Source organism: Gemmatimonadaceae bacterium, assembly GCA_020846935.1.
Classification (GTDB): Bacteria; Gemmatimonadota; Gemmatimonadetes; order Gemmatimonadales; family Gemmatimonadaceae; genus RBC101.
On the sequence record JADLCY010000005.1, the window covers coordinates 16,089 to 38,040 of the forward strand.

16 protein-coding genes are annotated in these 21,952 nt (G+C 67.3%); 10 read left to right on the forward strand and 6 right to left on the reverse strand.

What is annotated here, in order from left to right; all coding sequences use genetic code 11:
• Positions 1-193: 193 nt before the first annotated feature.
• Together IT361_06865 and IT361_06870 are read left to right on the forward strand one after the other, a co-directional pair.
• Positions 194-2,143: a protein kinase gene (locus tag IT361_06865; protein ID MCC6317401.1), complete on the forward strand. Its 1,950-nt coding sequence runs from the start codon at positions 194-196 to the stop codon at positions 2,141-2,143.
• A gap of 25 nt (positions 2,144-2,168) precedes the next feature.
• The gene (locus IT361_06870; GenBank protein MCC6317402.1) at positions 2,169-4,208 is read left to right on the forward strand and encodes a protein kinase; all 2,040 of its coding nucleotides are present in this window, start codon (positions 2,169-2,171) and stop codon (positions 4,206-4,208) included.
• A gap of 175 nt (positions 4,209-4,383) precedes the next feature.
• Here the strand turns inward: IT361_06870 and IT361_06875 are convergent, their stop codons facing one another.
• From IT361_06875 to IT361_06890, 4 genes are all read right to left on the reverse strand, one after another.
• Entirely contained in the window at positions 4,384-5,550 is a 1,167-nt protein-coding gene (locus tag IT361_06875) for a Fic family protein (protein MCC6317403.1), read from the reverse strand.
• 167 nt (positions 5,551-5,717) lie between these two features.
• Complete coding sequence (locus IT361_06880; GenBank protein MCC6317404.1) at positions 5,718-6,245, reverse strand: hypothetical protein; 528 nt, start codon at positions 6,243-6,245, stop codon at positions 5,718-5,720.
• A complete protein-coding gene (locus IT361_06885) occupies positions 6,242-6,565 on the reverse strand; it encodes a hypothetical protein (GenBank protein MCC6317405.1) in 324 nt (107 codons plus the stop codon). Before IT361_06885 ends, IT361_06880 begins: the two co-directional genes overlap by 4 nt.
• A complete protein-coding gene (locus IT361_06890; protein ID MCC6317406.1) occupies positions 6,562-7,386 on the reverse strand; it encodes an alpha/beta hydrolase in 825 nt (274 codons plus the stop codon). Before IT361_06890 ends, IT361_06885 begins: the two co-directional genes overlap by 4 nt.
• A gap of 495 nt (positions 7,387-7,881) precedes the next feature.
• Between IT361_06890 and IT361_06895 the strand changes: the two genes are divergently transcribed.
• Positions 7,882-8,694, forward strand: coding sequence for a hypothetical protein (locus IT361_06895; protein MCC6317407.1), 813 nt, complete (start codon positions 7,882-7,884; stop codon positions 8,692-8,694).
• Between the two features lie 153 nt (positions 8,695-8,847).
• Entirely contained in the window at positions 8,848-10,134 is a 1,287-nt protein-coding gene (locus tag IT361_06900) for a DEAD/DEAH box helicase (protein ID MCC6317408.1), read from the forward strand.
• A 6-nt stretch (positions 10,135-10,140) separates the two neighbouring features.
• Here the strand turns inward: IT361_06900 and IT361_06905 are convergent, their stop codons facing one another.
• The gene (locus IT361_06905) at positions 10,141-10,584 is read right to left on the reverse strand and encodes a prepilin-type N-terminal cleavage/methylation domain-containing protein (protein MCC6317409.1); all 444 of its coding nucleotides are present in this window, start codon (positions 10,582-10,584) and stop codon (positions 10,141-10,143) included.
• A gap of 121 nt (positions 10,585-10,705) precedes the next feature.
• Here IT361_06905 and IT361_06910 point away from each other — a divergent pair, with 121 nt between their 5' ends.
• From IT361_06910 to IT361_06930, 5 genes are all read left to right on the forward strand, one after another.
• On the forward strand, positions 10,706-10,969 hold the full coding sequence (locus tag IT361_06910) for a hypothetical protein (protein MCC6317410.1): 264 nt from the start codon (positions 10,706-10,708) through the stop codon (positions 10,967-10,969).
• A gap of 64 nt (positions 10,970-11,033) precedes the next feature.
• On the forward strand, positions 11,034-11,537 hold the full coding sequence (locus IT361_06915) for a DUF1801 domain-containing protein (protein ID MCC6317411.1): 504 nt from the start codon (positions 11,034-11,036) through the stop codon (positions 11,535-11,537).
• Between the two features lie 46 nt (positions 11,538-11,583).
• Positions 11,584-12,372, forward strand: coding sequence for a dienelactone hydrolase family protein (locus tag IT361_06920; GenBank protein MCC6317412.1), 789 nt, complete (start codon positions 11,584-11,586; stop codon positions 12,370-12,372).
• 457 nt (positions 12,373-12,829) lie between these two features.
• The gene (locus tag IT361_06925; GenBank protein ID MCC6317413.1) at positions 12,830-13,075 is read left to right on the forward strand and encodes a carboxymuconolactone decarboxylase family protein; all 246 of its coding nucleotides are present in this window, start codon (positions 12,830-12,832) and stop codon (positions 13,073-13,075) included.
• Complete coding sequence (locus IT361_06930; GenBank protein ID MCC6317414.1) at positions 13,072-14,862, forward strand: GAF domain-containing protein; 1,791 nt, start codon at positions 13,072-13,074, stop codon at positions 14,860-14,862. The genes IT361_06925 and IT361_06930 overlap by 4 nt, the downstream gene beginning before the upstream one ends.
• Before the next feature lie 75 nt (positions 14,863-14,937).
• Here IT361_06930 and IT361_06935 read toward each other — a convergent pair whose 3' ends face one another.
• Positions 14,938-18,081 carry a glycoside hydrolase gene (locus IT361_06935; GenBank protein MCC6317415.1) on the reverse strand — a complete coding sequence of 1,048 codons (3,144 nt, stop codon included), beginning with the start codon at positions 18,079-18,081 and terminating at the stop codon, positions 14,938-14,940.
• Positions 18,082-18,879: 798 nt separating this feature from the next.
• On the opposite strand from IT361_06935, the gene IT361_06940 reads away from it, so the two are divergent.
• Positions 18,880-21,945 (forward strand): SusC/RagA family TonB-linked outer membrane protein, encoded by a 3,066-nt coding sequence (locus IT361_06940; protein ID MCC6317416.1) that lies wholly within the window; start codon positions 18,880-18,882, stop codon positions 21,943-21,945.
• The last annotated feature ends 7 nt before the right edge of the window (positions 21,946-21,952 follow it).

The window sequence follows — 21,952 nt, forward strand, 5'->3', positions numbered from 1 at the left end:
GACGAGGGGAAGCCCCCAAGGGTGCTTACCCCAGAGCACATCCTGCGCTTCTGTTTTACGCCACCCTGACGGGGATTGCAACTTTCGACCGCCAGACTGACGTAGGGGCTGCTGCCATGCCGCCTACCCGGACAACTCGGCCAATGCTACACTTCGCGTCGCCTATGTCCGCGCCGACTCCACACACCTGACGGTGGCCGAACCCCTCTTCCCGGCGTCCGACTCCGAGCTGCGCGCGCACGTCGAGCGCGTCCTGAGCGACGGATACGAGCTGGACCGCGAGATTGGCCGGGGCGGCATGGGGATCGTCTATCTGGCGCGCGATCGACGGCTCAAGCGGCAGGTCGCCGTCAAGCTGCTGCCGCCGGAGCTCGCATTCCGCGCCGAGATCCGGTCTCGCTTCCTCCGCGAAGCCGAGACCGCCGCTCAGCTCGGGCACCCCAACATCGTGCCGATCTATTCGGTCGATGAACGGGAAGGCCTCGTGTTCTTCGTCATGGCGTACGTCGATGGCGAGAACCTCGCCATGCGCCTCCATCGCGACGGAGCCATGCCCGGCCCGGAGGTGCGCCGCATCCTCATCGATGTGGCCAGGGCGCTGTCATACGCACATGAACGCGGCGTCGTCCACCGCGACATCAAGCCGGACAACATCCTGATCGACTCGGGTGGGCGCGTGATGGTGACCGACTTCGGCATCGCGCGCGCCGTGACCGAAGGGGCCGATGCCCGCCTCACCGCGACCGGCATGGCGATCGGTACGCCGGCCTACATGTCCCCCGAGCAATCCATGGGGGAGCGCGAAGTGGACGGGCGCAGCGACCTGTATTCGTTAGGCATCGTTGGCTACCAGATGCTGAGCGGCGAGCTTCCGTTCAACGCATCGAGCACGCCGGCCCTGCTGGTCAAGCACCTGTCCGAGGTCCCGCCGCCCATCGAGGAGCGCTGCCCCGGCGTCGAGCCCGACCTCGGGCGCGCCATCATGCTGCTCCTCGAGAAGGAGCCCGCCAACCGACTCCCGAGCGCGAGCGCGCTCGCGGCCGCGCTCGAGTCGGGCAACGTTCCCGATGCGCGCGGCAACCTGGTCGCGCGACCCGTCACCACGCCGTCGTCCGCACGTGCACCCGCAGCGAATCAGGTTCCGCGTCCGCTCGCCGACGTCGGCTTCGGTGCCATCTCGGCCGAAGAAGCACGCCGGTGGAGCGACGCCAAGGTCATCGCGTTCCGCAAAGGCGCCACGCCATGGGCGTTCTTCGGTGTGGCCGCCATCATCCTCTCGGCGTTCGGCGTCATCGACGTCGTCGGACTCTGGGGGATGTGGACCATCTTCATCGCCTGGAAATACGCCAAGCTCTGGACCGACGGCTTCGACTGGCGCGACGTCATGAAGGAGCCGCGGGACCGCATGTTCTTCGACGTCGTCGCGGACTGGGTCGACTCTGTTCGAGCCATCTGGGATCCGCGCAAGCGCGCCGAAGTGCGGGAGCGCGAACGCCTCAAGAACGAACGCACCAGCGCGCTCGCCGCCGGAGACGTGGCACCAATCGCCCTGCCCGGTGGCGCGTCACCCGCAAGCCTCTCGTCCGTCGTGGGGAGATACGCCCGCGCCGTGCAGGACGCGGCGCGCAACCGCGAGGAGATTCTTCGCCTGATGCAAACGCTGCCAAAGAAGGACCAGCAGCTGCTGCGCGAGGTACCTTCCGGAGCGGCGGCGCTGTACCAGAAGATCGAGGCGCTGGCCGTCGCCCTCGGCGAGGCCGAGCGCGCGCTCCCCGACACGCCCGGCTCCGAGATCGACAACGAAATCGCGCGCCTCGAGTCGGAGGCCAATCCCCTCGATACGCAGGGCAGCGATGAACGTGTGCGACGGCTCGCGTACCTCAAGCGGCAACGCCGCGCCGTAGCCGAGATCGAGGGTCGTACCAAAACGCAGCGCGAGAAGCTCGAGTCGTGCGCCATCGCGCTGCAGAACATGCGGCTCGACATCGTCCGGCTGAAGGCAGGTTCCCAGACGTTCGAGCACATTACCTCGGTCGCCGAGCAGGCCGTGGCGCTCGCGCGTGAGGTCGACACCGCCATGTACGTAAAGGACGAGATGTCGAAACTGTCGGCGCGTCGCGCGGGTAGTGTCAGACGGCAGTAGTCCTCCCCCGGCGCCCTCGGTCAGCATGTCCGACACCCTCAGGGATCGTGTCACCATCGCCCTCGGCGACGCCTACGACGTCGGCATCGAGATCGGGCGCGGTGGCATGGGCGTCGTCTATCGCGCCACGGACCGCAAGCTCCGGCGCCAGGTCGCGATCAAGGTGCTGCCTCCGGAACTCGCGTACCGCGATGACGTGCGGCAGCGCTTCCTGCGTGAGGCGCAGACCGCCGCGCAGCTGAGTCACCCCAACATCGTCCCGATCTTCGCCGTCGAGGAGCGCGAAGGGCTCGTCTGCTTCGTGATGAGTCTCGTCGAGGGTGAGAGCCTCGCGACGCGCATTTCACGCGACCGTCGGCTTCCGTTCGAAGACGTCCGCTCCATCCTCATGGCGGTCGCCGATGCGCTCGGGTACGCGCACAGCCGCGGCATCGTGCATCGCGATGTAAAGCCCGACAACATCCTGATCGATCGCAGCGGTCGACCGATGGTGACGGACTTCGGCATCGCTCGCGCCGCCGAGGGCGATGCGAGGCTGACGCTGACCGGCATCGCGGTCGGGACGCCGGCGTACATGTCGCCCGAGCAGGGCATGGGTGACCGCGAGATCGACGGTCGCTCCGACCTCTACTCGCTGGCCGTCGTCGGCTACCAGATGTTGTCCGGCGAGTTACCGTTCCAGGCCGGAAATACGCCGGCGATGCTGATGAAGCACATCAGCGAGGCGCCACGGCCGCTCCTCGAGCTGCGCGCCGATGTGCCGTCGTGGCTGCTGCACGTGCTGGAGAAGTCGCTGGCAAAAAAGCCGGATGATCGCTTCGCGACCGCGGCAGAGTTCTGCCGCGCCCTTGCTGATCGACAGGATGCGGGCCGCGGTCGACAGGCACCGGTGGCGGACGGGCAACCCGGAGTCGCGTCGGATCGTTTGTCATCGGCATGGAAGCATTCCGTGGCGCCGCGATCCGCGGTTGATGCGGCCCGTGCCGGCCGCCACGAAGAACGCGCCATCGATCGACTGCAGCGCTCGGCGCGTGAGCGCGGCGGCGCACGCGACGCGGTTGACGCCGCGAACGCTGGCTGGCGACCGGGTCTGCAAGGCAACCCGCAGGCGCTCAGGAAATACGGTCCGGAAGGCTCGGCCCGACGCGACCTCGCGCCCGTGCCGCCCTGGATGCCTCCGTCGTGGCGCGATGCCCGGAGTCAGTGGCGGCACGTGGGCCGTGGCGGAGAGCCGTACGCGCCGCTTGCCGGACTGCCAGTTTCGGAAAAGATCCGACGGTTCCGCCGGCAGAGCGCGAGTGCCGCCATCACCGTTGGAATGCTCGCGGCCATCAACATCGCGTTTTCACCCGACTTTCTCTGGTTCCTCTTCCCGATGGCCGGGCTGTCGATCGGGTTGTTGCATCGCGCCGGATCGTTGTGGGCCGAAGGCATTCGCCTGAAGGACGTATTCGGACGCGAGGCGCGCGATCGCCTGCAGGAACGTTCGGAGCAGGAGCAGTTGCTGGCCGGGCCGTCGCCGGCGGTCTACGCGGAGAAGCTGGCCCCGCGGGACGTGCTGGCCGGGCCCCACGGTGCCGTCGTCCGGCGCGCAGCCACCGATCGACAGACCATCCACGAAGCGGTGTCCAAACTCACGAAAGCCGACCGCGACCTCATCCCCGACGTCCTGCCAACGGTGGACGCCCTCGCCGAGCGCGTCGGGTCGGTCGCGCAGTCGCTGCACCGGCTGGACGAAGATGTGCAACCGGGGGTGGTTGAGGAACTCGGCCAGCGCATCGAGGCGGCCAGGGCTCTGCCCGAATCGCGCGATCGCGACCACAAGGTGCAGCTGCTGGAACGGCAACTCAGCACCATCAAGGATCTCGCGTCGCGGCGCGACACGCTGGTCTCGCAGCTCGAAAGCGCCTCGCTCATGCTCCAGAGCATGCGCATCGACCTGATTGCGCTGCGATCAGCCGGCGTGCAGTCGGTGCTGAACGACGTGGGCTCGGCGACGCAGGAGGCGCGGGCGCTCTCGCGCGAGATCGCCAACGCACTCGACGCCGCGCGGCAGGTTCGTTAGGCGCTGAGGATCTGCGACAAGCGTTCGCTGCCCCTTGCGCCACGGAGAGGGCGATGTCGAGCGCGTCGAGGCGGCAACGCTGCATGAACCAGCTGGCCATCGTGGAATGCCAGTCCTGATTTGCAGGGCTGACTTCGGGCTCCCGCTTCATCGTGACGCTGGGGTGTCCCGGTGCTCACCGTGCCCCGTCCGGTTCGGCTGCCAGTTCATCCACGTAGCGCCGGTAGCTGAACACGCGCCCGCGCCGCCGGTTCGTCAGTTCCATAACGATTCGCAGGCGCTCCAGGTGCGCCAGCGACTTGTTGACGGTGGCGGCCGTGAGCCCGGTGATCTTCACCAGCGCTGCCGAGGTGGCGATGGGCTGGCGCTGCAGCGCCTGGTGTACGTCGAGCGCCGAGGGCGCCGCGCGCCCCAGCCCGGCGATGCGGTCGCGGTCCGCGTTGACCAGCGCGAGCAGGGCGTTGGCTGTGGCGGCCGCTTGTGTTGCACTTGTCTCAACCCCCTCCGCGAAGAACTCCAGCCACCGTTCCCAGTCGCCGTGCAGCCGCACTTCGTTCAACAGCTCGTAGTAGAGCGCGCGGTGGGTCTTGAAATAGAGGCTTGGGTACAGCATTGGCTCGCGCAGCACGCCGTCGGCCACCAGTTGCAGGACGATGAGCAATCGCCCGAGGCGGCCGTTGCCGTCGAGGAACGGGTGGATCGTTTCGAACTGCACGTGTGCAAGCGCCGCCTTGATCAGCGGCGGTGTCGGCTCCGGCTCGTCGTTCAGAAACCGCTCGAAGGGTTTCAGGCACCCGCTCAGCGCGCTGGCGGGCGGCGGCACGAACGCGGCGTTCCCGGGGCGGGTGCCGCCGATCCACACCTGCGAACGGCGGATCTCCCCCGGCGTCCTGGCACGTCCCCCGGGATGTGCCATCAACACCTCGTGCATGCCACGCAGCAGGCGCATCGACAGCGGCAGCCCGCCGCGCAACTTCGCGCGACCGTGCTCCAGTGCGGCGACGCAGCGACTCACCTCGCTCGCGTCAGCCACCGGCACGCCCGGTTGCTCGTCGATCTCGTAGAGCAGCAGGTCAGCGAGCGAGGACTGCGTGCCTTCGATCTGCGATGAAAGCACGGCCTCTTTGCGCACGAAGCTGTAGAGCACGAGCGCCGCGTTAGGCAGGTGCGCGGTGAGCGCGTCGAGTCTGCCAAGCGCGAGGAGCGCTTCGTCGAAGCGCCGGCGCAGCGTGCCGGACCACGCAAGCGGCGGATCTGGCGGCAGCGGTGCGGGAAGGAAGGCCCGGAATCGCTCTCCCGCCGTGGCGATCTCGACGTAGCTCCCGGGCGGCGGTCGGTGCATGCCACGGAACCTGAAATAAGGACCGACCTTATTTTAGGATGCTACGCCATTGTGAATCAAGGCCCGGCCCTGCAATACCCTCGGTGGCCGCGCCCGGCCCCTGTGAATCCCCGGATCCCCGCGATCCCCAAGGTACCTCATCGGGGGTCGGTCGTGTGCCCGAAACGCTATTTCGGCACGTCGGCCGGTAGCCACTTCTCGCCGCCAAGCGCGTAGCCGACGCCGCCGCCCACCACCGCGCCGATCGCCAGGCCAACCGGCGCGCTCTTGAGGAAGTCCTTGAACGTGGGGTTCACTTCGGGCGCCTGACCAAAGCCGATCAGCGCCGCGCCGATCACGCCGCCGATCAGGATGCCCTTGATCGTTGCCGATCGCGTCGTGCGACCGCCGCTCACCTCGATGGCGTCGATCGCGCCCGTCCGGATGCGCACGCGGCGGAACGACTCCACGAGCACCGGCCCCATCTCGAAGCCAAGGCGTCGTCGCACGCCCGCGGTGTCGAGCACCATCTCGCCCGTGTCGAGGGAGTCGATGCGCCCGACGAACCGATCACGCCGAAGCGAAGGCGCCAGGACCCGCACGCGCGCACCAATGCTCACCGGCTGCCGTGCGGGCCCGATGGCTCCCTGGGCTTCAACAAGCGCGACGGGGCTGAGGAGCAACGCGGCAAGGATGAAGAGACGGGTCGTGCTCACTCGGAATCCTCCAGGACATCGAGTCGTTCACGGAGTTCATTGGCCATGCTCGGATGCCCGAACCGATGTGCCGCTGCGATGCCGCGGCGCAAGGCCTCGGCGGCTTCGGTGCGACGGCCCAGGGCTTCGAGCGCCTCGGCGTGGCGACCATGGCCGTTGCCTTCGTCGTCGTACCCTTCGAGGTAAGCCCGCAGATGTTCTTCTGCCTCGCCCCAGAGTTGCGCCTTGAGCAGTTCGTTTGCGAGGCCGAAGCGCGCCAGGACATTCGAGGGGCTTTTCGCCACCATCGCGCGAAACGTGTCGAGCCGAGTGCCGGTCATCGGGAGAGCAGGGAGGAGACCACGTCGCCCACGCGTTCGGGCGATTCCTCGGGAAGGAAGTGACGACCGCCCGGGACGAGATCGATCGTCGACCCCGGTATCGCGTCGTGAAGCCGCCGCGCAAGGTTCACCGGAAGGAAAGGGTCGTCCGCCCCCCACACAATGGCGGTGGGTACCACGACGTGCTGCAGGCGAACGGCGTGTGCGATCGTCTCTGTGGCGTCCAGCGATTCCAGGTGCCGCACCAACGTCTGCACTCCCTCGCCATCGGCGAACGGCTTGATGAACTGGTCCACACTGTGGGCACCTTCCTCGGACGAGGCATAGCCGCGGAGCAGGTCGGCCCTGAGGATCGAGCCAATCCAGCTTCCCGGGAGGTGGCGCGTGAGCGGGAGCGTGGCACGTGCGAGCCGCACTTCGCGACCCGGCCACTCGCCAAAGGCTACGCTATCGACAAGACAGAGCCGCGATACCCTCGCTGGCGCTCGCAGCGCCAACTCGATGGCGATGCCACCGCCCAGGTCATGCCCAACAAGCGCCGCGTAGTTGATCCCGAGGGCGTCCATGAGCTTGAGGACGCGGTCCGCGTGGCCACGGATGGAGAGATCGACGGAAGCTCCGGGTCGATCGCTGCGACCGTACCCAAGCAGGTCGAGCACCACGACCCGGTGGCCCGGCGGGAGCAATGGCACGACGCGACTCCAGACGTGCGACGAGGTGGGGAAGCCGTGGAGCAGGACGATCGGCTCACCGGCGCCGCGAGTACCGGCGGCGTAGTAGTAGAGCCGAGCATCGCCGACATCGACGAATTCACCTCGCACGCGTGCGGCCGTTGAGTGTCATAGCGGCCAACCTACACGCACGGGGCCACTAGCGCCGCGAACATAAAAGGATATCGTTACGCCGCCCGCCGGGCTGTCGTGATGTGCGTGCCCGTATCTTCATGTGGCGTAGTGGCTTACCTCGAAAGCGACGCGATGATGCTTCCACTGGATGACGATTCGGAGTTACCGCTCCCGCCGCCGCCTCCTCCTGCGCCGCCGCCTCCACCCCCGCCGCCGCCACCCATCGACGTTCCGGTCGATTGGCTGCTCAGCAATGGCTCACATTCAGTACAGTATCGAGCCATCAAGGCGTTCTTGCCAGAAGAAGGACAGCCAAGGCAACTCGATGCACTGACCCTCACCAAGGAAGCGGCCAGGCTCGTCGTACACCAGTCGGTCGAAGGAACCTGGGGTGGATCCATTCTTCAGGTCCCCGTGCCGGGCGGCCGAAGCCCTGCGACGCACATTGGGACCGCGAGCGCCGTCCACCGTTTGCTCGAACTTGGGTGGCATCAGGAGTCCCCACCGCTTCATCACGCGCGTCGGCCGCTTTTCCGGCTCCTCGCCGAAGATGGCGACCCACAGTTTCTCTATGAGCTCGCGGGCAACGGCAAAGACCCGGAAACCGTGGCGTGGGGGCGCGGCGTGCTGCGGGCCGCCGCCGCGGCTGCGCTCGCGCACGCGGGGTACGAACGCGACCCCAGGCTGCGCGGGGCCGCGACCCGGGCCGTCGAGCGCGTCGACGACTTCATCTCGTCTGCGCTCGCTGAGGATCCATGGGTCAAGGTGTCGGGTGCGCACGCGATCTCGGCCGACGCCTCGCCGCCGACGCTGCATTTCCTGCTCATGCTGGCCTTCATGCCGGGGTTTCGGAACGAGCGTGACGACTTCGTCGAGCGGCTGATGGCGTATCTCTCGCGACCGGCGTCGAAGCACGCGCCGGCACAGGTCGTGGCGGGCAGCGTGCTCCCGCATCCGTATCTCGTGCTGGGAGATCCGCTCGGCACGCGGGCGGGCGTGGACGGCGACGTGCCGTTTACGCTGTTCTGGTTCGAGTTGATGGCGCGACTGACCATCCTGCAGCGGCACGAGGGCTGGATGAGGCTCTTCGAGCGGTTCATTGACGACCGCGACCGCGACCTGGTGTGGCGGCCATCCAAATCCCACGGCGCCGTCACTGCCAACACGGTCGCGTGGCCCTTTGCCGACCTTCAGGGTGCTGGGGCATCCGGTCTCCCGGTCGACGCGACGTTTCGCCTTGGCCTCATCGCGTCGTTGCTTGGGCGACCGGTGGAGTGCGCGTAGCGTGCGTGGAATTGCAGCGTCATAGGGTGGATATGGACCCTCAATCGGCCGCGTGAAGACCGAGATGATAGGCGTTGGGAGGTTCGCACCGGTCGGAGCGTCGAGTGTCGCACCTCGCTGTTAGCTTCAGCAGTCAACGGCACTCCCTCAGGCATGACATCCAGGAAGCGATCCACTCGGCGCCACGAGGCGCCGTCAGGCGACGCGGCGATCGCGCCGGCCGTCGTTGCATCGGCCGTCGAGGAGGCGACCTCCGTGGAGGAGGCGCCGCCGTCGGATAGCGGGGCTCTCACCAGGGAACATCAGAAGGAGGCCTCGCCAGCGTGGACGGCCCTGGGCCTGATCCCCGAAGTGCTGCGCGCGGTGGCGTCCGCCGGCTACGCGTCTCCGACGCCGATCCAGGAGCAGGCGATTCCCGTCGCGCTGCGCGGCCGGGACGTGATGGGCCTGGCGCAGACTGGCACGGGCAAGACCGCCGCGTTCACCCTGCCGATCGTGAATCGGCTGAGTGGTGGCCCGCGGCGGTTGCGCGCGTTGATCCTGACGCCAACGCGTGAACTCTGCCAGCAGGTGGAGACCTCGTTCCGGAAGTACGGCAAGTACGCGGCGGTGGACGTGGCGCCGATCTATGGCGGGGTTGCCTATGAACCGCAGGAGCGTGCCCTCTCCACCGGCGTCGACGTGCTCGTGGCCACGCCGGGTCGGCTCATCGACCACATGGAGCGCGCGAACGTCTCGCTCGATCTCGTCGAGATTCTCGTGCTCGACGAAGCCGATCGCATGCTCGACATGGGGTTCGCGCCGCAGATCAGCCGCATCGTGGGTGGCATCTCGCCGTATCGGCAGACCTTGCTCTTCAGTGCGACCATGCCGCCCGAAGTGGAGGCGCTTGCACGCAAGTACCTGCGTCGGCCCACGGTGGTGCAGGTCGGTCGGCGGTCGCAGGCGGCGCATACGGTGCGTCACGCCGTGTATCCGGTGCCGGGGTCGAGGAAGACCTCGCTGCTGGTGGCGCTGCTCAAGCAGCCGTCGATGGACTCGGTGCTGGTGTTCACGCGCACCAAGCATGGTGCTGACCGGGTGGTGCGCGGCCTGCAGGAGGCTGGGATCGAGGCGACCGCGATGCACGCCGACAAGACGCAGGCGCAGCGCAACGCCGCACTGGAGGGATTTCGCGCCGGCACGACGAAGGTGCTCGTGGCGACCGACATCGCGCAGCGCGGGCTGGACATCTCCGGCATTTCGCACGTCGTCAACTACGATGTGCCGGGGCAAGCGGAGGACTACATCCATCGCATCGGGCGGACGGGGCGGGCGGCGCAGACGGGGGATGCGTTCACGTTCATGGCGCCCGACGAGATCGCGATGGTGCGCACGATCGAGCGCGTGCTTGGTCAGCCGATCGACCGCGTTTCGATGCCGGGGTTTGATTTCGGCTGATCGCGCCTATCGCCGTACGCGCCCTACACGGCTGACCGTAACGGTTTCGGCAGCCGCCCCGCGCGCCACGATGAACCGCGCGTTGGAAGCGCCGTAGGCGAGTCCGTCCGGGAGGTACGCCAGCGAATCGCGCGTGGCCTCCAAAGTCACTCCGAAGACCGTGCGCAGGTCGTGCAGCGCCAGCGGCCCGCTCATGGTCCCGATGGTGGCTCGGCCCAGAGCCGTATCCACACGTACCGCCACCCGCGTGCCGAGCCTCCATGCGGCGTGCCGCGCATCGAAGAGCGCGCGGGTGAGCAGACCCGCGGCGCCGCGGGCTGCCAGGCGATCGTGCAGGCCCGCGATGCGTGTCAGCGACATTGCAGCGACGATTGCGAGCAGCGCGATCACGAGCAGCAGCTCAGGCAGCGTGACGCCGAGTCGTGCGGGAGGAGGGAGGGGTCGAGGCATGATCGGTCTCAGGTCGGGACTGCATGATCGTCGATCGCCGCCCGTCGCCTGGCACCGATTTCGCGCCGCTTGAATCGTTTCGCTGCTTTCGCGGATGTGGTGGCGGGCGTAAGGTTTGGGCATGGCACACCAATCCTCAGGGTGGAAGGTCCAGGTGAGCTGCGTGGCGCTCGTCGCGGTGGTCGCGGGCTGCGGGCTCCCCACGCGTCAGGACGTGGACATGGCGCAGACGGTGTTCGAACTCGGGACGGCGGTGCAGGACATGCGCGAAGGGCAGCTCGACCTGCAGGAGCGTGTGGACTCGCTGACGGTGCTCGTGGGTCGGCAGGATTCGACCATCCGTGCACTCGCCAATCTGTTGGGCGCGCCGCTGCCGCCTCGATAGGCAGGAGAGCGCTACACGTTGCACGACCGTTAGGCGGACACCCAGACAGCGTACGGGGGACACGATGACTGCCCGGAAGGCCGAGACGAAGCCAAGACCCGCAGCTCCCGGACCCGGGAAGGCCAGGGCGCCGCAAGGCAAGACGGCCACGGCGCTGCCAGTATCCATGCTCGCCGGCAAGGCCAGTCCGGCGAAGGCAGCCGTTGGAGACAAGGCGGTCTTTGCCTACATCGCGAGTCTGCCTGAGCCGCAGCGCACCATCGCGGAGACGGTCGATGCGCTGGCGGCGAAGACACTGCCGGGCCTGCAGCGCTCCGTGAAGTGGGGCATGGCGTATTATGGCGTCGGCGACGGCTGGTGCTTCTCGTGCGGCGGTTTCGCCGGCCACGTCAAGCTCATGTTCATCAGCGGCGCGGCGCTTGAGCCTGTCCCGCCGGTGACGCCAGTGGCGATGGGCAAGGCGACGCGCGGCGTGGATCTCCGATCCGTCGAGGACCTCGATGTGCAACAGGTCCAGTCGTGGATGAAGCAGGTTGTGCGCGTTCCCGGCGTTGGGAAGAAGCGGTAGGCCGCGCGTGGCCTCCGGTGGATCTCACGTTCTCGAAGGCGTGTCGATGTTCACGCGTGTGGCTTCTTCTCTGCGCCTGATCCTTCTGGCGCTGGCCTTGCCCGGGTACGCCGCGGCCGCGCAGCGCACGACCTCGGGAGCGGCCGAGGCTGCATACCGGCAGGAAGGGTCGCTCGCCGGGTTCCCATATCTCGCGTTCGTCACCGGAGGGGCCAGGCCGACCGATCGGCTGCCGATGATCGTCGGGCTCCACTACTCGGGCGCGACGCTCGACGAGATGGCTGCGTACTTCGCCGACCTGGGATTCAGGGCCAGGGTCGTCCTTCCCCAGGGGAGCTACCCGCGACCGGGTGCCGGACGCTCGTGGTTCCCGTCCGGATTCACGGCATTGCCGCTCGCTGAACAGGAGGAACTGACGAATGCCGTCGTCGAAGAGGTCTCGGGATTCATTGCCGCGGCCACCGCGACCTTTCCCACACGCGGCAAACCAGTGGTTGCCGGCGTGTCGTACGGTGGCGATCTGAGTTTTCTCATTGCCCTCCGCCATCCCGAACGACTCGCGGCGGCGTTTCCGGTCGCCGCGCGCTTCAGGCCGGATTGGATGCCACGGGAGAACCACTGCACGCCGCAGTGTCCCTTGATCATGGCGATGCACGGTGAGGCGGATACGACGGTACCGCCCGAACCCACACGGCGTGCGGCGCAACAGTTGGCGCGTATGGGGTTCCGTGTCGAGTTTCGTCCATACGCCGGCGTCGCACACGACTTCGCCCCGCAGATGCGGAGAGATTTCGCCACCGCGGTTCGCCAGCTGGTCTCGCTCGACCGTCCGTGATCCGTGGCTCGGGCGTTCGGTGCGCGACGAGAGCCGACCAATGGATGGGTGGCGGAACGGGACCAGCCGAGGTTCATCAGGCCTTGCTGCGCCGCGCGGTGTTCGACCAGCCGTGGCGTCATTCGCCGCGGTGCGGAGAAGGGCACTTCCTGACACAGTGAGTAGGCGATCCTCGGACGCCAGTCGTGGAGGGTCTCTGACAGTGGGATCGACCGAAAGCGACAGGTTCAACCTGTGGCGGTGCCTTCGAGCGTCGGCGTTGGCTCGCCAATGAAGGTGTCCTGCCGTCGCGCCCAGGGCCTGCTGTCGGATAGCGAACGACTGGGCCGGAAGATCAGTTACAGCGTCATGACCGGAGGCGCTCGTGGATGGATTGACGCCAGGACTCCCCAAACCACCAACATCGTACCGCCATTTCGCTGAGCAGTACCCGGATGTCGCGAAGGCCTACGAAGAGATGACCGGACTGATCGCCCGGGCGGGCCCGCTCACGCTCCGGGAAGTGGCGCTGGTCAAGTTGGCGATCTCGATCGGCGCCCGAATGGAGGGGTCGGCACACGCCCATGCGCGCAAAGCGCTGTATGCCGGGGTCGAGCCCGAAGCGCTGGAGCACGTCGTGCTGTTGTCATGTCCCACGATCGGCTTTCCCAACATGATGGCTGCCCGTGGGTGGGTGCGCGACGTCCTGAAGGAGTCTCCGTGAGGCGAATGCGCCGGCCGAACGAACGCACCGTTCTGGGTGCGCTCACCGAGCGGCTGGTGCCCGGCGACCTCGGACGTACACTCGACGAAGCCGCCGACCTGCTTCTCAAGGCCACGGGTGCCGTGGATTGCGAGATCGCGCTTCGCGAGCCCGAGGGAGAGGACATGCTGTTGGCGTGTTGCCGGGGTGTGCATCGTCGCGTGCTTCAGGAGCAGCTTCGCTTCAGGACAGGCGACGGGTTCCCGGGCATCGTGGCGTCGACCGGACAGCCGGTGTCCACACGAAGCCTGCAGGACGACGCGCGCTTCCTCCGGCCGGGACTCACCCGCTTCGGTGTGACATCGTTCCTGTCGGTGCCGCTGGTGTCGGGACCCGGGCACACGCTCGGGTGCGTGAGTCTCGCCTGGCGGAGCCGCCGTGCCCCGCTGCAGACGGCAACGACATTGGTCCAACGTGCGGGCCTGACGCTGGCCGCGTTTGTTCGTGCCGAACTGCTGGCCGCTCGCGAGAAGATGGAGCAGGCGGTCTTTGACGCCGGCCCGGGAACGGACGTGCGCGCTTCCGCGTGCCTGGCGACGCTGATCGCGTCGGCCAGAGCCAGGCATGGCTCGCTGGTCCTCTATGGAGCTCCGGGCCGTGAGTCGTCCCTCTTCAGCTGCGAAGGCACGGCCAGTATCTGTGCGGACGCGCTCGACGGCATGGTGCGGTGCCGCCAGGTTCAGTCGGGCCACGGAGTGATCGTCGCCGGCGCTCGCGAGGAATGGCCGCTCGCGTGTCGCTGCCTCCCGCCGGGCACGCAGTCACCGCTCTGCCTGCCGCTGCGGGTGGACCGCCGCCTGGTTGGCGTGGCCGTCCTCGATCGACCGGAGCCCCCGGAACCGGCGAGCAGGGATCTGATTCCCCTGCTCGCGATGGCTGCCGAAGCCGCGGTCAGACTCGACCCCGGTCCCGGCGTGGCGAAACGGAAGTCCGTACCCAGGCCGCGCGCCGACCGGATGCTCGACATCCGGTGCCTGGGTGGTCTCGAGGTCCACGCGTCGGGGACGCCCGTGCCGTTATCGCGCTTTGCCAGACGCAAGGCGCTGACGCTGCTCCGGATCCTCGTGCTCGAGCCCGGGACGCCGATGAGTCGCGATGCACTGGTCGAACGACTGTGGCCGGGCGTGGACGGCGCGAGCGGCGCCAACAGGCTTCACGGCGTCATCCACGCGCTGCGCTCGGTCATCGAGCCGTATCGACATCAGCGCAAGTGGCTGTTCCTCTGCAACACCGGCGATGTGTACTACTTCAACGCCCAGTCGCCACACTGGATCGATCTGCAGCACTTCCGGCGGGGAGTCGCGGCGGGAGAAGCCGCGATCCGGCAGGGCCGGCGAGACGAAGCCATGGCAAGCCTTGAAGGCGCGCTCGAACTGTATCGTGGCGACCTCTTTGCCGATGATCCCTACGCGGACTGGTGCGAGGTCGAACGAACTGAAGCGCGCAAGGTGTTCGTGGCAGCGTCCGCACGCCTGGCGGACTTGTGCTGTGCGCAGGGCGCGATGGACCGTGGCATCGCCTGCCTGCACCGCGCTCTGCGTGTGGACCCCTTGCGCGAGGATCTGCATCAGCGGGTCATCCGGGCGCTGATCCGGAGTGGTCGGCGCGAGGACGCGCTCCTGCAGTACCGCCTCTGCTCACAACTCCTCCGCGACGAACTCGGAACCGCACCGCAGGCCGAGACGAGACGACTCGAGCGGGCCGCCCTGTCGGGGCAGGATCCGGTATCCTTGCCGATCCTCGTGTGACCCGCGTGCGCTGATGAGACCGGGCGTTGGTTCGATCGCCCGATCCCCCGATCGCGTGAGCGCGGCGCGTTGTGCCTAACGTCCCACGCCCAGCGCAGCGGCCCGTGCCTGGGCGGTCCTCCACCGGGCCATCACTGCGGCCAGCTGTCTTCGCGCCGCCTCGCACGCGCCCACCTGCACGGCCGTCGGCCGAGCTTCCGTCGCCTGGAGAGCCATGCCCGCCGATTGCAGCGCGTTGCTCACCTGTTCGAGCGACGGCGTCGCCACCGGGGCCCCACGTCGCCGAAAGCCGCCGGGCATGGTGCGCCGCTGTCCCGTCGGGGCGAGCGATTCCAGCTCACTCTTCAGCGCCTCGGCCGCGGTGCCACTCAGGGATGCAACCTTCGAGGCCAGGGCCTTGGCGTCGTTGAACGCCCGGTGCGCCGACACCGCGCCCTGGTACATCTCGACGCTGAGTGCGTTGATCTGCGCCAGGACGGCCGGCGCGATCTTCACGCGCGGGTCGAGCTTCACCTCGATCGGCTGTGTGTACGTCTTTCCCTCGACCGTGAGGCGGACCGTGTAACTTCCCGCCGGAACCCACGGCACGTTGTAGTTGGGGTACGTTCGACCGGGCACGGCGCCGGTGGCCTCCTCATCGCCGGCCGGTATCAGATCCTGCGGCGAGACGGGGTCGAAGCGGAGGTCCCAGCTGAAGCGGTGCATCCCGGCCTTCGTCGAGATGATGTACTGTGGCGCGGGCCAGTAGAGCGGCAGTCCGCAATACGCCGCCGTGGGGTTCTTCTGACACACCGCGTCGTACGCCGCCATGTCCTTGCCCGGATCCGGATCAAAGACCGGTTCGGTGCTCGAGAACGAACGCACGACCGTTCCCTTCGTGTCGAGCACCTCGAGCTTCACCTCGCCGCTCGCGTCACGCGGGAGGTAGTAGTCGATGAGTCCTCCCGGTGGCGGGTTCTCTCCGGCCGGAAGCTCGGGTGGCCACGGTGTCGGCTCGTTGGTGGCGAAGCGCACGCGCACGGCAGTCCCTGGCTTGAACAGGTAGGGACTGCCTGACGAGAGCGCCTGGCGCGCCGCCGCCGCCTGGCGCAGCGGCGTCACGTTGTCGAGGATCCAGAAACCGCGACCGTGCGTTCCGGCGATGAGGTCGGCGCAGAGGCAGGTGGAGTCATCCTTGATCTGCAGGTCGCGAACCGAAATCGCCGGCATGCCGTTTCGGAGCGACTGCCAGTGATCGCCGTCGTCGAACGAGACCCAGACCTGCGCGTCGGTCGCCGCGTACAGCAGGCCGCGCTGCCGCGGGTCTTCGCGGATGGAATTGGCCACCGCACCACCCGGAATCCCGGTGTTGATCTCGGTCCACGACTTCCCGCCATCGTGTGTGCGATAGAAGTGCGGATTGATGTCGTCGAGCCGGAGCGTATTGGCGGCGGCGTATGCCGTGAGATTGTCGAAGTGTCCGGCCTCGATGTTGAAGATCCGGGTCCATGGCCTGATCGATGGCGGCGTGACGTTGCGCCACGAGGTGCCCCCGTCGGTCGTGACCTGGATGAAGCCGTCGTCGGTCCCGACCCAGATCGTCGACAGCGACCGAGGCGAGGGTGAGAGGGCGGTGATGCTTCCCCACGGGCCGGGCGTGACGGTGGAGGCGTACTTGCCGGCGTTGGCCGGCACCGCCCACGTCTGGCGGGTGAGGTCCGGGGAGATGCGGGTCCAGGAGTGCGCCTTGTCGGTGCTCTTCCATACCACGTTCGACGCGTAGTACAGCGTCCGCTGGTCGACCGGTGAAAAGTGCAACGGCATGGTGCGCACGTTGCGGTTCATCGCCCCGCCGCCTGGGAGCGTTCCCGAGACGTCAGGCCCCACCTGCTGCGTCTGGCGCGTGCGACGATCGTAGCGCGACACTCCGGACCGCTGGCTCCCGAACACCACGTCGGGATCGGTCGGATCCGGCGCCGCCATGCCGTACTCCTGGATGTTGACGGGATGCCAGTCGTGGAACGTGATGCGTCCGTCGTCCGAGCGGCTCTGCACACACGCCGACCCCGAGTCCTGCTGACCGCTGCAGACGCGGTACGGGAAGGAGAAGTCGGTGGTGACGTGGTACATCGCCGCGGTGTTCTGGTTGTACCAGTTGCTCCATGACACGCCGCGATTGGCTGACACCACCGCGCCCTGGTCCGCGACGGCGACGATGATCTTCGGATCGTTGGGGTTGATCCAGATCCGCTGGTAGTCGTCGCCGCCGGGGGCGCCACGCACCGCGCTCCAGGTCAGGCCGCCGTTCTCGGTGCGCCACATCACGACCGAGGCGCTGTACACCACGTCCGGGTTGCGTGGGTCGACGGCGAGAGTGGGGAGATCGCCTCCGCCAATGCGCGAGAGCGGGCGCATGTCCTGCTTCGCCTCCGGCGTCTCGTTGCGCGCGCCGAGGATCGGCTGATACCAGGTGGCCCCGCCGTCCGTCGACTTGTAGAAGCGGATCGGCCCCTCGCCCGGCGCGACGACGGCGTAGAGGACGTTGGTGGCGCTGGGTGCGACCGCGATATTCGCCTGAAGCGTCGAGGGCAGGCCCATCGAGAGCTGGGTCCACGTGGTGCCGCCGTCCGTCGACTTGAAAATCCCCATTCCCGCGCCGTTGAAGGCACGCCCTTCGATGAAGCTCTCCTGCTGCTGCCAGAGCGTGGCGTAGACGATGTTCGGGTTGCCGGGGTCGATCACCACCTCGTTGGCGCTGGTGTATTCATCCTTGAACAGCACCTTCTCGAAGGTCCGCCCACCGTCCATCGACCGAAACACCCCACGCTCGGCGTTAGGCGCGTACGGGTGGCCAAGGACTGCGACGAAGAGACGGTTCTCGTTGCCCGGATCGACGGCGATCGCGGCGATCATCTGGCTCTCGCGCAGTCCCAGGTGCGTCCACGTCGCGCCACCATCGATCGACTTGTACACCCCGTCGCCGATCGAGAGGTCGGGGCGGATGATCCCGGCCCCGCTTCCTACATAGATGACGCGGGGATTGGACGGCGCCACGGCGATCGCGCCGATGGATCCCGTGGACTCCCGGTCAAAGAGCGGCACCCAGTTGGCGCCGAAGTCCGTCGAGCGCCACACACCGCCGTTGTCGAAACCGGCGTAAAAGGTGTTGGGCTGACTGGCGACGCCGGAGACGGCGCGCGCGCGCCCGGCACGTGTGGGGCCGATGTCGCGCCAGCGCATCTGCGAAAAGTCCAGATCCTGCGCGTCGAGGCGCGCCACGGGGACGACCGAGGCAAGGGAGACGACGGCACCGAGCACGGAGCCAGCCACGGCATGGCGAATGATCGAACGCATGGCACACATGGCACGCATGGTATGGATGAATGGCAGGTGGAGGAGCGGCCGACACCCGAACATGTCGTCGCGCACACGAAGCCGACAGGATGAAGTTCCTGATGCCCGGCCCGGGCTGCGCTGCCGTCGACGGTGGTGCGGATTCACTCGCCGCGCGTGCGATGCGGGTTCTGACGCGCCGTCCCGGGTGCTGTGCCGGTGGCACGTCGCGCTCGAACGGCGCGAATGCGCCTGCGAATCCGGTGAATGCTGGCGAGCCCAGCCGCCCCATGAGCCGTTCGCGAGGTCCGGAATCTCCCTACGTCGATCGGGGATCAACCGGGATGCAGCTTAATCGTCGCTTCGTCGACGTTCGACGCGCGGCCTCGCTGAGTCGCAACGGATGCGCGTTGGTGCACGTACGGGCGCGCAGGAGACCTTGGTCATGGCGGCTGTCGCCCCGGCGACAGCACGGCGAGTCACGTGCGCCGCGCTGGAGCCGCGGGCGCTGAGGTGCGTACGGTGCACCGCCGACTGAAGAGTATCGATGGTGGTGGTGGCAATCTCAGCAATGGCGCGAGGCGGGGTTCCACTTCGAATGTGCGCTTCTGCGTGCTCTTTCGCAGCGCTGCGCCGGTTCTTATAGTCGGCCCGATCGCCAGGGATTCTGAATCAGTCTCCGAATGCGCAGACAGGAGGTAGGTGATGTACGCAATGCCGCGACGGTGGGCGAGCGCGTGGCTCGCGATTACGACTCTGTTCGTGCTCTTCACCTCGGCGGGTGCGCGTCATGCCGGCGCCCAGGGCGGAACGGTCACTGGCACCGTCACTGATGCGGCGAGCAAGCAGCCGCTTGCCGCGGTGCAGGTCTTCGTGACCGGGACGACGCTTGGTGCAACCAGCCGCGCGGACGGCAAGTACTCCATCAGTGGTGTGCAGCCGGGGGAAGTTGCGCTGACGGTTCGGCGCATCGGCTATGCGTCCATGTCGCGACAGGTACAGGTGACCGCCGGCCAGACGATCACCGTCGACTTCGAGCTGACGAGCGCGGCGGTGTCGTTGAGTGAGGTGGTCGTCACGGCCACCGGAGAGCAGCGGAAGCGTGAGATCGGCAACGCGGTCAGCACGATCGACGTCGTCCGGCAGGCGGAACTCAAGGCGCCGACCAACGTGGCGACGCTCATCCAGGGGAACGCGACCGGCGTGGACATCACCACGGCGAGCGGCTCGGTGGGCAACGCAGTGAACATCAGGATCCGCGGGAACACCAGCATCAACCTGAGCAACACGCCCATCGTGTACGTGGACGGGGCACGCATCAACACCGACGCGCGCGGCCGCGGCGTTGGCGGGGCCATGTCGGACCGGATGCTGGATATCGACCCCAACAACATCGCGTCGATCGAGATCGTGAAGGGACCCGCCGCGGCAACGCTCTACGGCACAGAGGCGGCCGCCGGGGTCATTCGCATCACCACGAAGACCGGTGGCAGCAGCACGAGCGCGCAGTTCTCCGCGCACGCGGAGTACGGCACCATGTGGGATCCGAATGAGTATCCGGTGCGGGCCTGGAACCCATCGATGGATCTGGGGCCCGGCTACAAGGACACCACGTACTACATCAACACGCTCAAGGGCTCGGTCGACATGCCCAACGCGCGTGCCTACTACAATCCCTTCCGCCAGGGTCCCACGTCCAAGGCCGGAGTGTCGCTGCAGGGGGGAAATGCGGGGCTCAAGTACTACACGTCGCTGGAGTACAAGGATCAGGATGGCGTGTTCCGGACCAATGGACAGCGCGCCTACAACGTCCGCGGCAACTTCACGCTCATGCCCCGCGACAACGTGAGCGTGATCATCTCCAACGGGTATACGACCAGTTCCACGGCCTACAACTACAATGACGGCGAGAGCTGGGGCTACATCGGAGCGGTGATGCTCGGACAGCCGATGTGGGCGCCGATCCGCGCCACGGATCCGAACGGCGCAGGCGCGTCGATGCTCACCTGCCCGCGCGCGCTCGAAGAGGCGCGCAAGTCGGGCGGCGCCCTCGCCACCGTGACTGCCTCCACGTGCGACTACGATCGGACCTTCGTCGGAAACAACAACTTCGCACGGCTGGAAACGATGGACAATCAGGTCAAGCTGGAGCGCTACACCGGTTCAGCGACCCTGACGCACACCCAGAGCGATCGCTGGACGAATCGCTTTACCCTCGGGTACGACGCCTACTCGGAGTATGGGTGGAACATGATCCCCAACGTCCCGCTCAAGATCCTCGACAACGATCCGCAGCGTACGGTGAACGATGTGCAGAACCGCGCGGTGACCATGGAAGGGACGAGTGCACTGACACTCCCGCTGCCTGGCGGTTGGACATCACAGACCACGATCGGAGGTCAGTACCACACGACGCTGCTGCGCGCGGCCGAGGCCACCGGCTTCGGATTTCCGCCGGGAGCGGGTACGGTGGGCAACGGCGCGGCCACCGAGGCCGGCGAAGCATTCAACGAAGTCCGCACGGTCGGCTTCTTCGTCCAGCAGCAACTGAGCTACGCCGATCGCGTCTTCGTCACGCCGGCGGTGAGGTTCGACCGCAACAGCGCCTTTGGCAGCAACCTCGGTTCGGTGGCCTATCCCAAGATCGCCGCCTCGTGGGTCATCAGCGATGCGCCGTGGTTCCCCGGGCTTCCGGTGGACGAACTGCGGCTGCGCGCCGCGTGGGGAACGTCGGGCAAGCAGCCCGGCACGTTCGACGCCAGCACGCTGCTCCAGGTGACGAGCGTGACGATGCCGAACGGTTCGGCAGCGTCGGGGTTCAGCACGCTGCGTCAGGGCAATCCTCAGCTCAAGCCTGAACGCGGACAGGAGCTCGAGATCGGCTTCGATGGTTCGTTCTTCTCGCACCGGATCGGGCTGGAACTCACCTACTACGACAAGCTCACCAAGGACGCGCTGGTCCTGCGGCCCCTCCCGCCGTCCAACGGCTTTCCCCAGGGGATCTGGAGCAACGTGGGCGGCGTCAAGAACACCGGTTTCGAGGCCGCCCTCGACGCCACGCTCATGAGCCGCGAGTCGGTGCGCTGGATGTCACGCCTGGCGGTCTCCCACGTGAACAGCGAAATCACCCGGCTCACCGCACCGATCCCCGTGGGCGGTCGTGGGCTGCAGCAGCATCGCGAAGGCTATGCCTACGGTGCGTATTTCATGCGACCCGTGAGCCTCGATGCCTCCGGCAAGGTGGTCATCGGCCCGGAGGCCCTCTACCTGGGTCAGCCAACGCCCACGTACACCGGGAGCCTCTCGTCCACGCTCACGCTCCTCAAGGACCGGCTTACGCTCCACGGGCAGCTCGCGGCGTCGGGCGGAAACAAGCAGGTGAACTACACGGAGGTCTATCAGTGTCGGCAGGCGTTCGGCACATGTGCGGCGAAGTATGAACGCGGCCCCGATGGGAAGCCCACGAAGACGGCGATCCTCAAGGCCAACCCGGCCGCCAACTTCCAGCCGTACATGTTCCTCTACGACGGCGGGTTCGTGAAGCTCCGCACACTGTCAGCAAACTACCGACTGCCTGCCTCGTGGGTGCGCGGGATCGGCGCCTCCGGCGCGACGGTGAGTCTCACGGGAACCAATCTCGGCACGTGGACCGACTACCCCGGCACCGACCCGGAGATCAACAGCCAGGGCCGCCAGAACGCCTCGCAGCGCGACTTCTTCAGCGCGGGGCAGACGCGTGCCATCGTCGTTGGCCTCTCCCTCAACTACTGAGCCCGCG

Bases quoted from the DNA above. Each gene is read 5' to 3' on its own strand.
- IT361_06905 (MCC6317409.1), bottom strand. From the start codon at position 10,584: ATGCCTCGACCCCTCCCTCCTCCCGCACGACTCGGCGTCACGCTGCCT.
- IT361_06920 (MCC6317412.1), top strand. From the start codon at position 11,584: ATGTTCACGCGTGTGGCTTCTTCTCTGCGCCTGATCCTTCTGGCGCTG.
- IT361_06915 (MCC6317411.1), top strand. From the start codon at position 11,034: ATGACTGCCCGGAAGGCCGAGACGAAGCCAAGACCCGCAGCTCCCGGA.
- IT361_06910 (MCC6317410.1), top strand. From the start codon at position 10,706: ATGGCACACCAATCCTCAGGGTGGAAGGTCCAGGTGAGCTGCGTGGCG.
- IT361_06940 (MCC6317416.1), top strand. From the start codon at position 18,880: ATGTACGCAATGCCGCGACGGTGGGCGAGCGCGTGGCTCGCGATTACG.
- IT361_06925 (MCC6317413.1), top strand. From the start codon at position 12,830: ATGACCGGACTGATCGCCCGGGCGGGCCCGCTCACGCTCCGGGAAGTG.
- IT361_06935 (MCC6317415.1), bottom strand. From the start codon at position 18,081: ATGCGCTGGCGCGACATCGGCCCCACACGTGCCGGGCGCGCGCGCGCC.
- IT361_06875 (MCC6317403.1), bottom strand. From the start codon at position 5,550: ATGCACCGACCGCCGCCCGGGAGCTACGTCGAGATCGCCACGGCGGGA.
- IT361_06870 (MCC6317402.1), top strand. From the start codon at position 2,169: ATGTCCGACACCCTCAGGGATCGTGTCACCATCGCCCTCGGCGACGCC.
- IT361_06900 (MCC6317408.1), top strand. From the start codon at position 8,848: ATGACATCCAGGAAGCGATCCACTCGGCGCCACGAGGCGCCGTCAGGC.
- IT361_06885 (MCC6317405.1), bottom strand. From the start codon at position 6,565: ATGACCGGCACTCGGCTCGACACGTTTCGCGCGATGGTGGCGAAAAGC.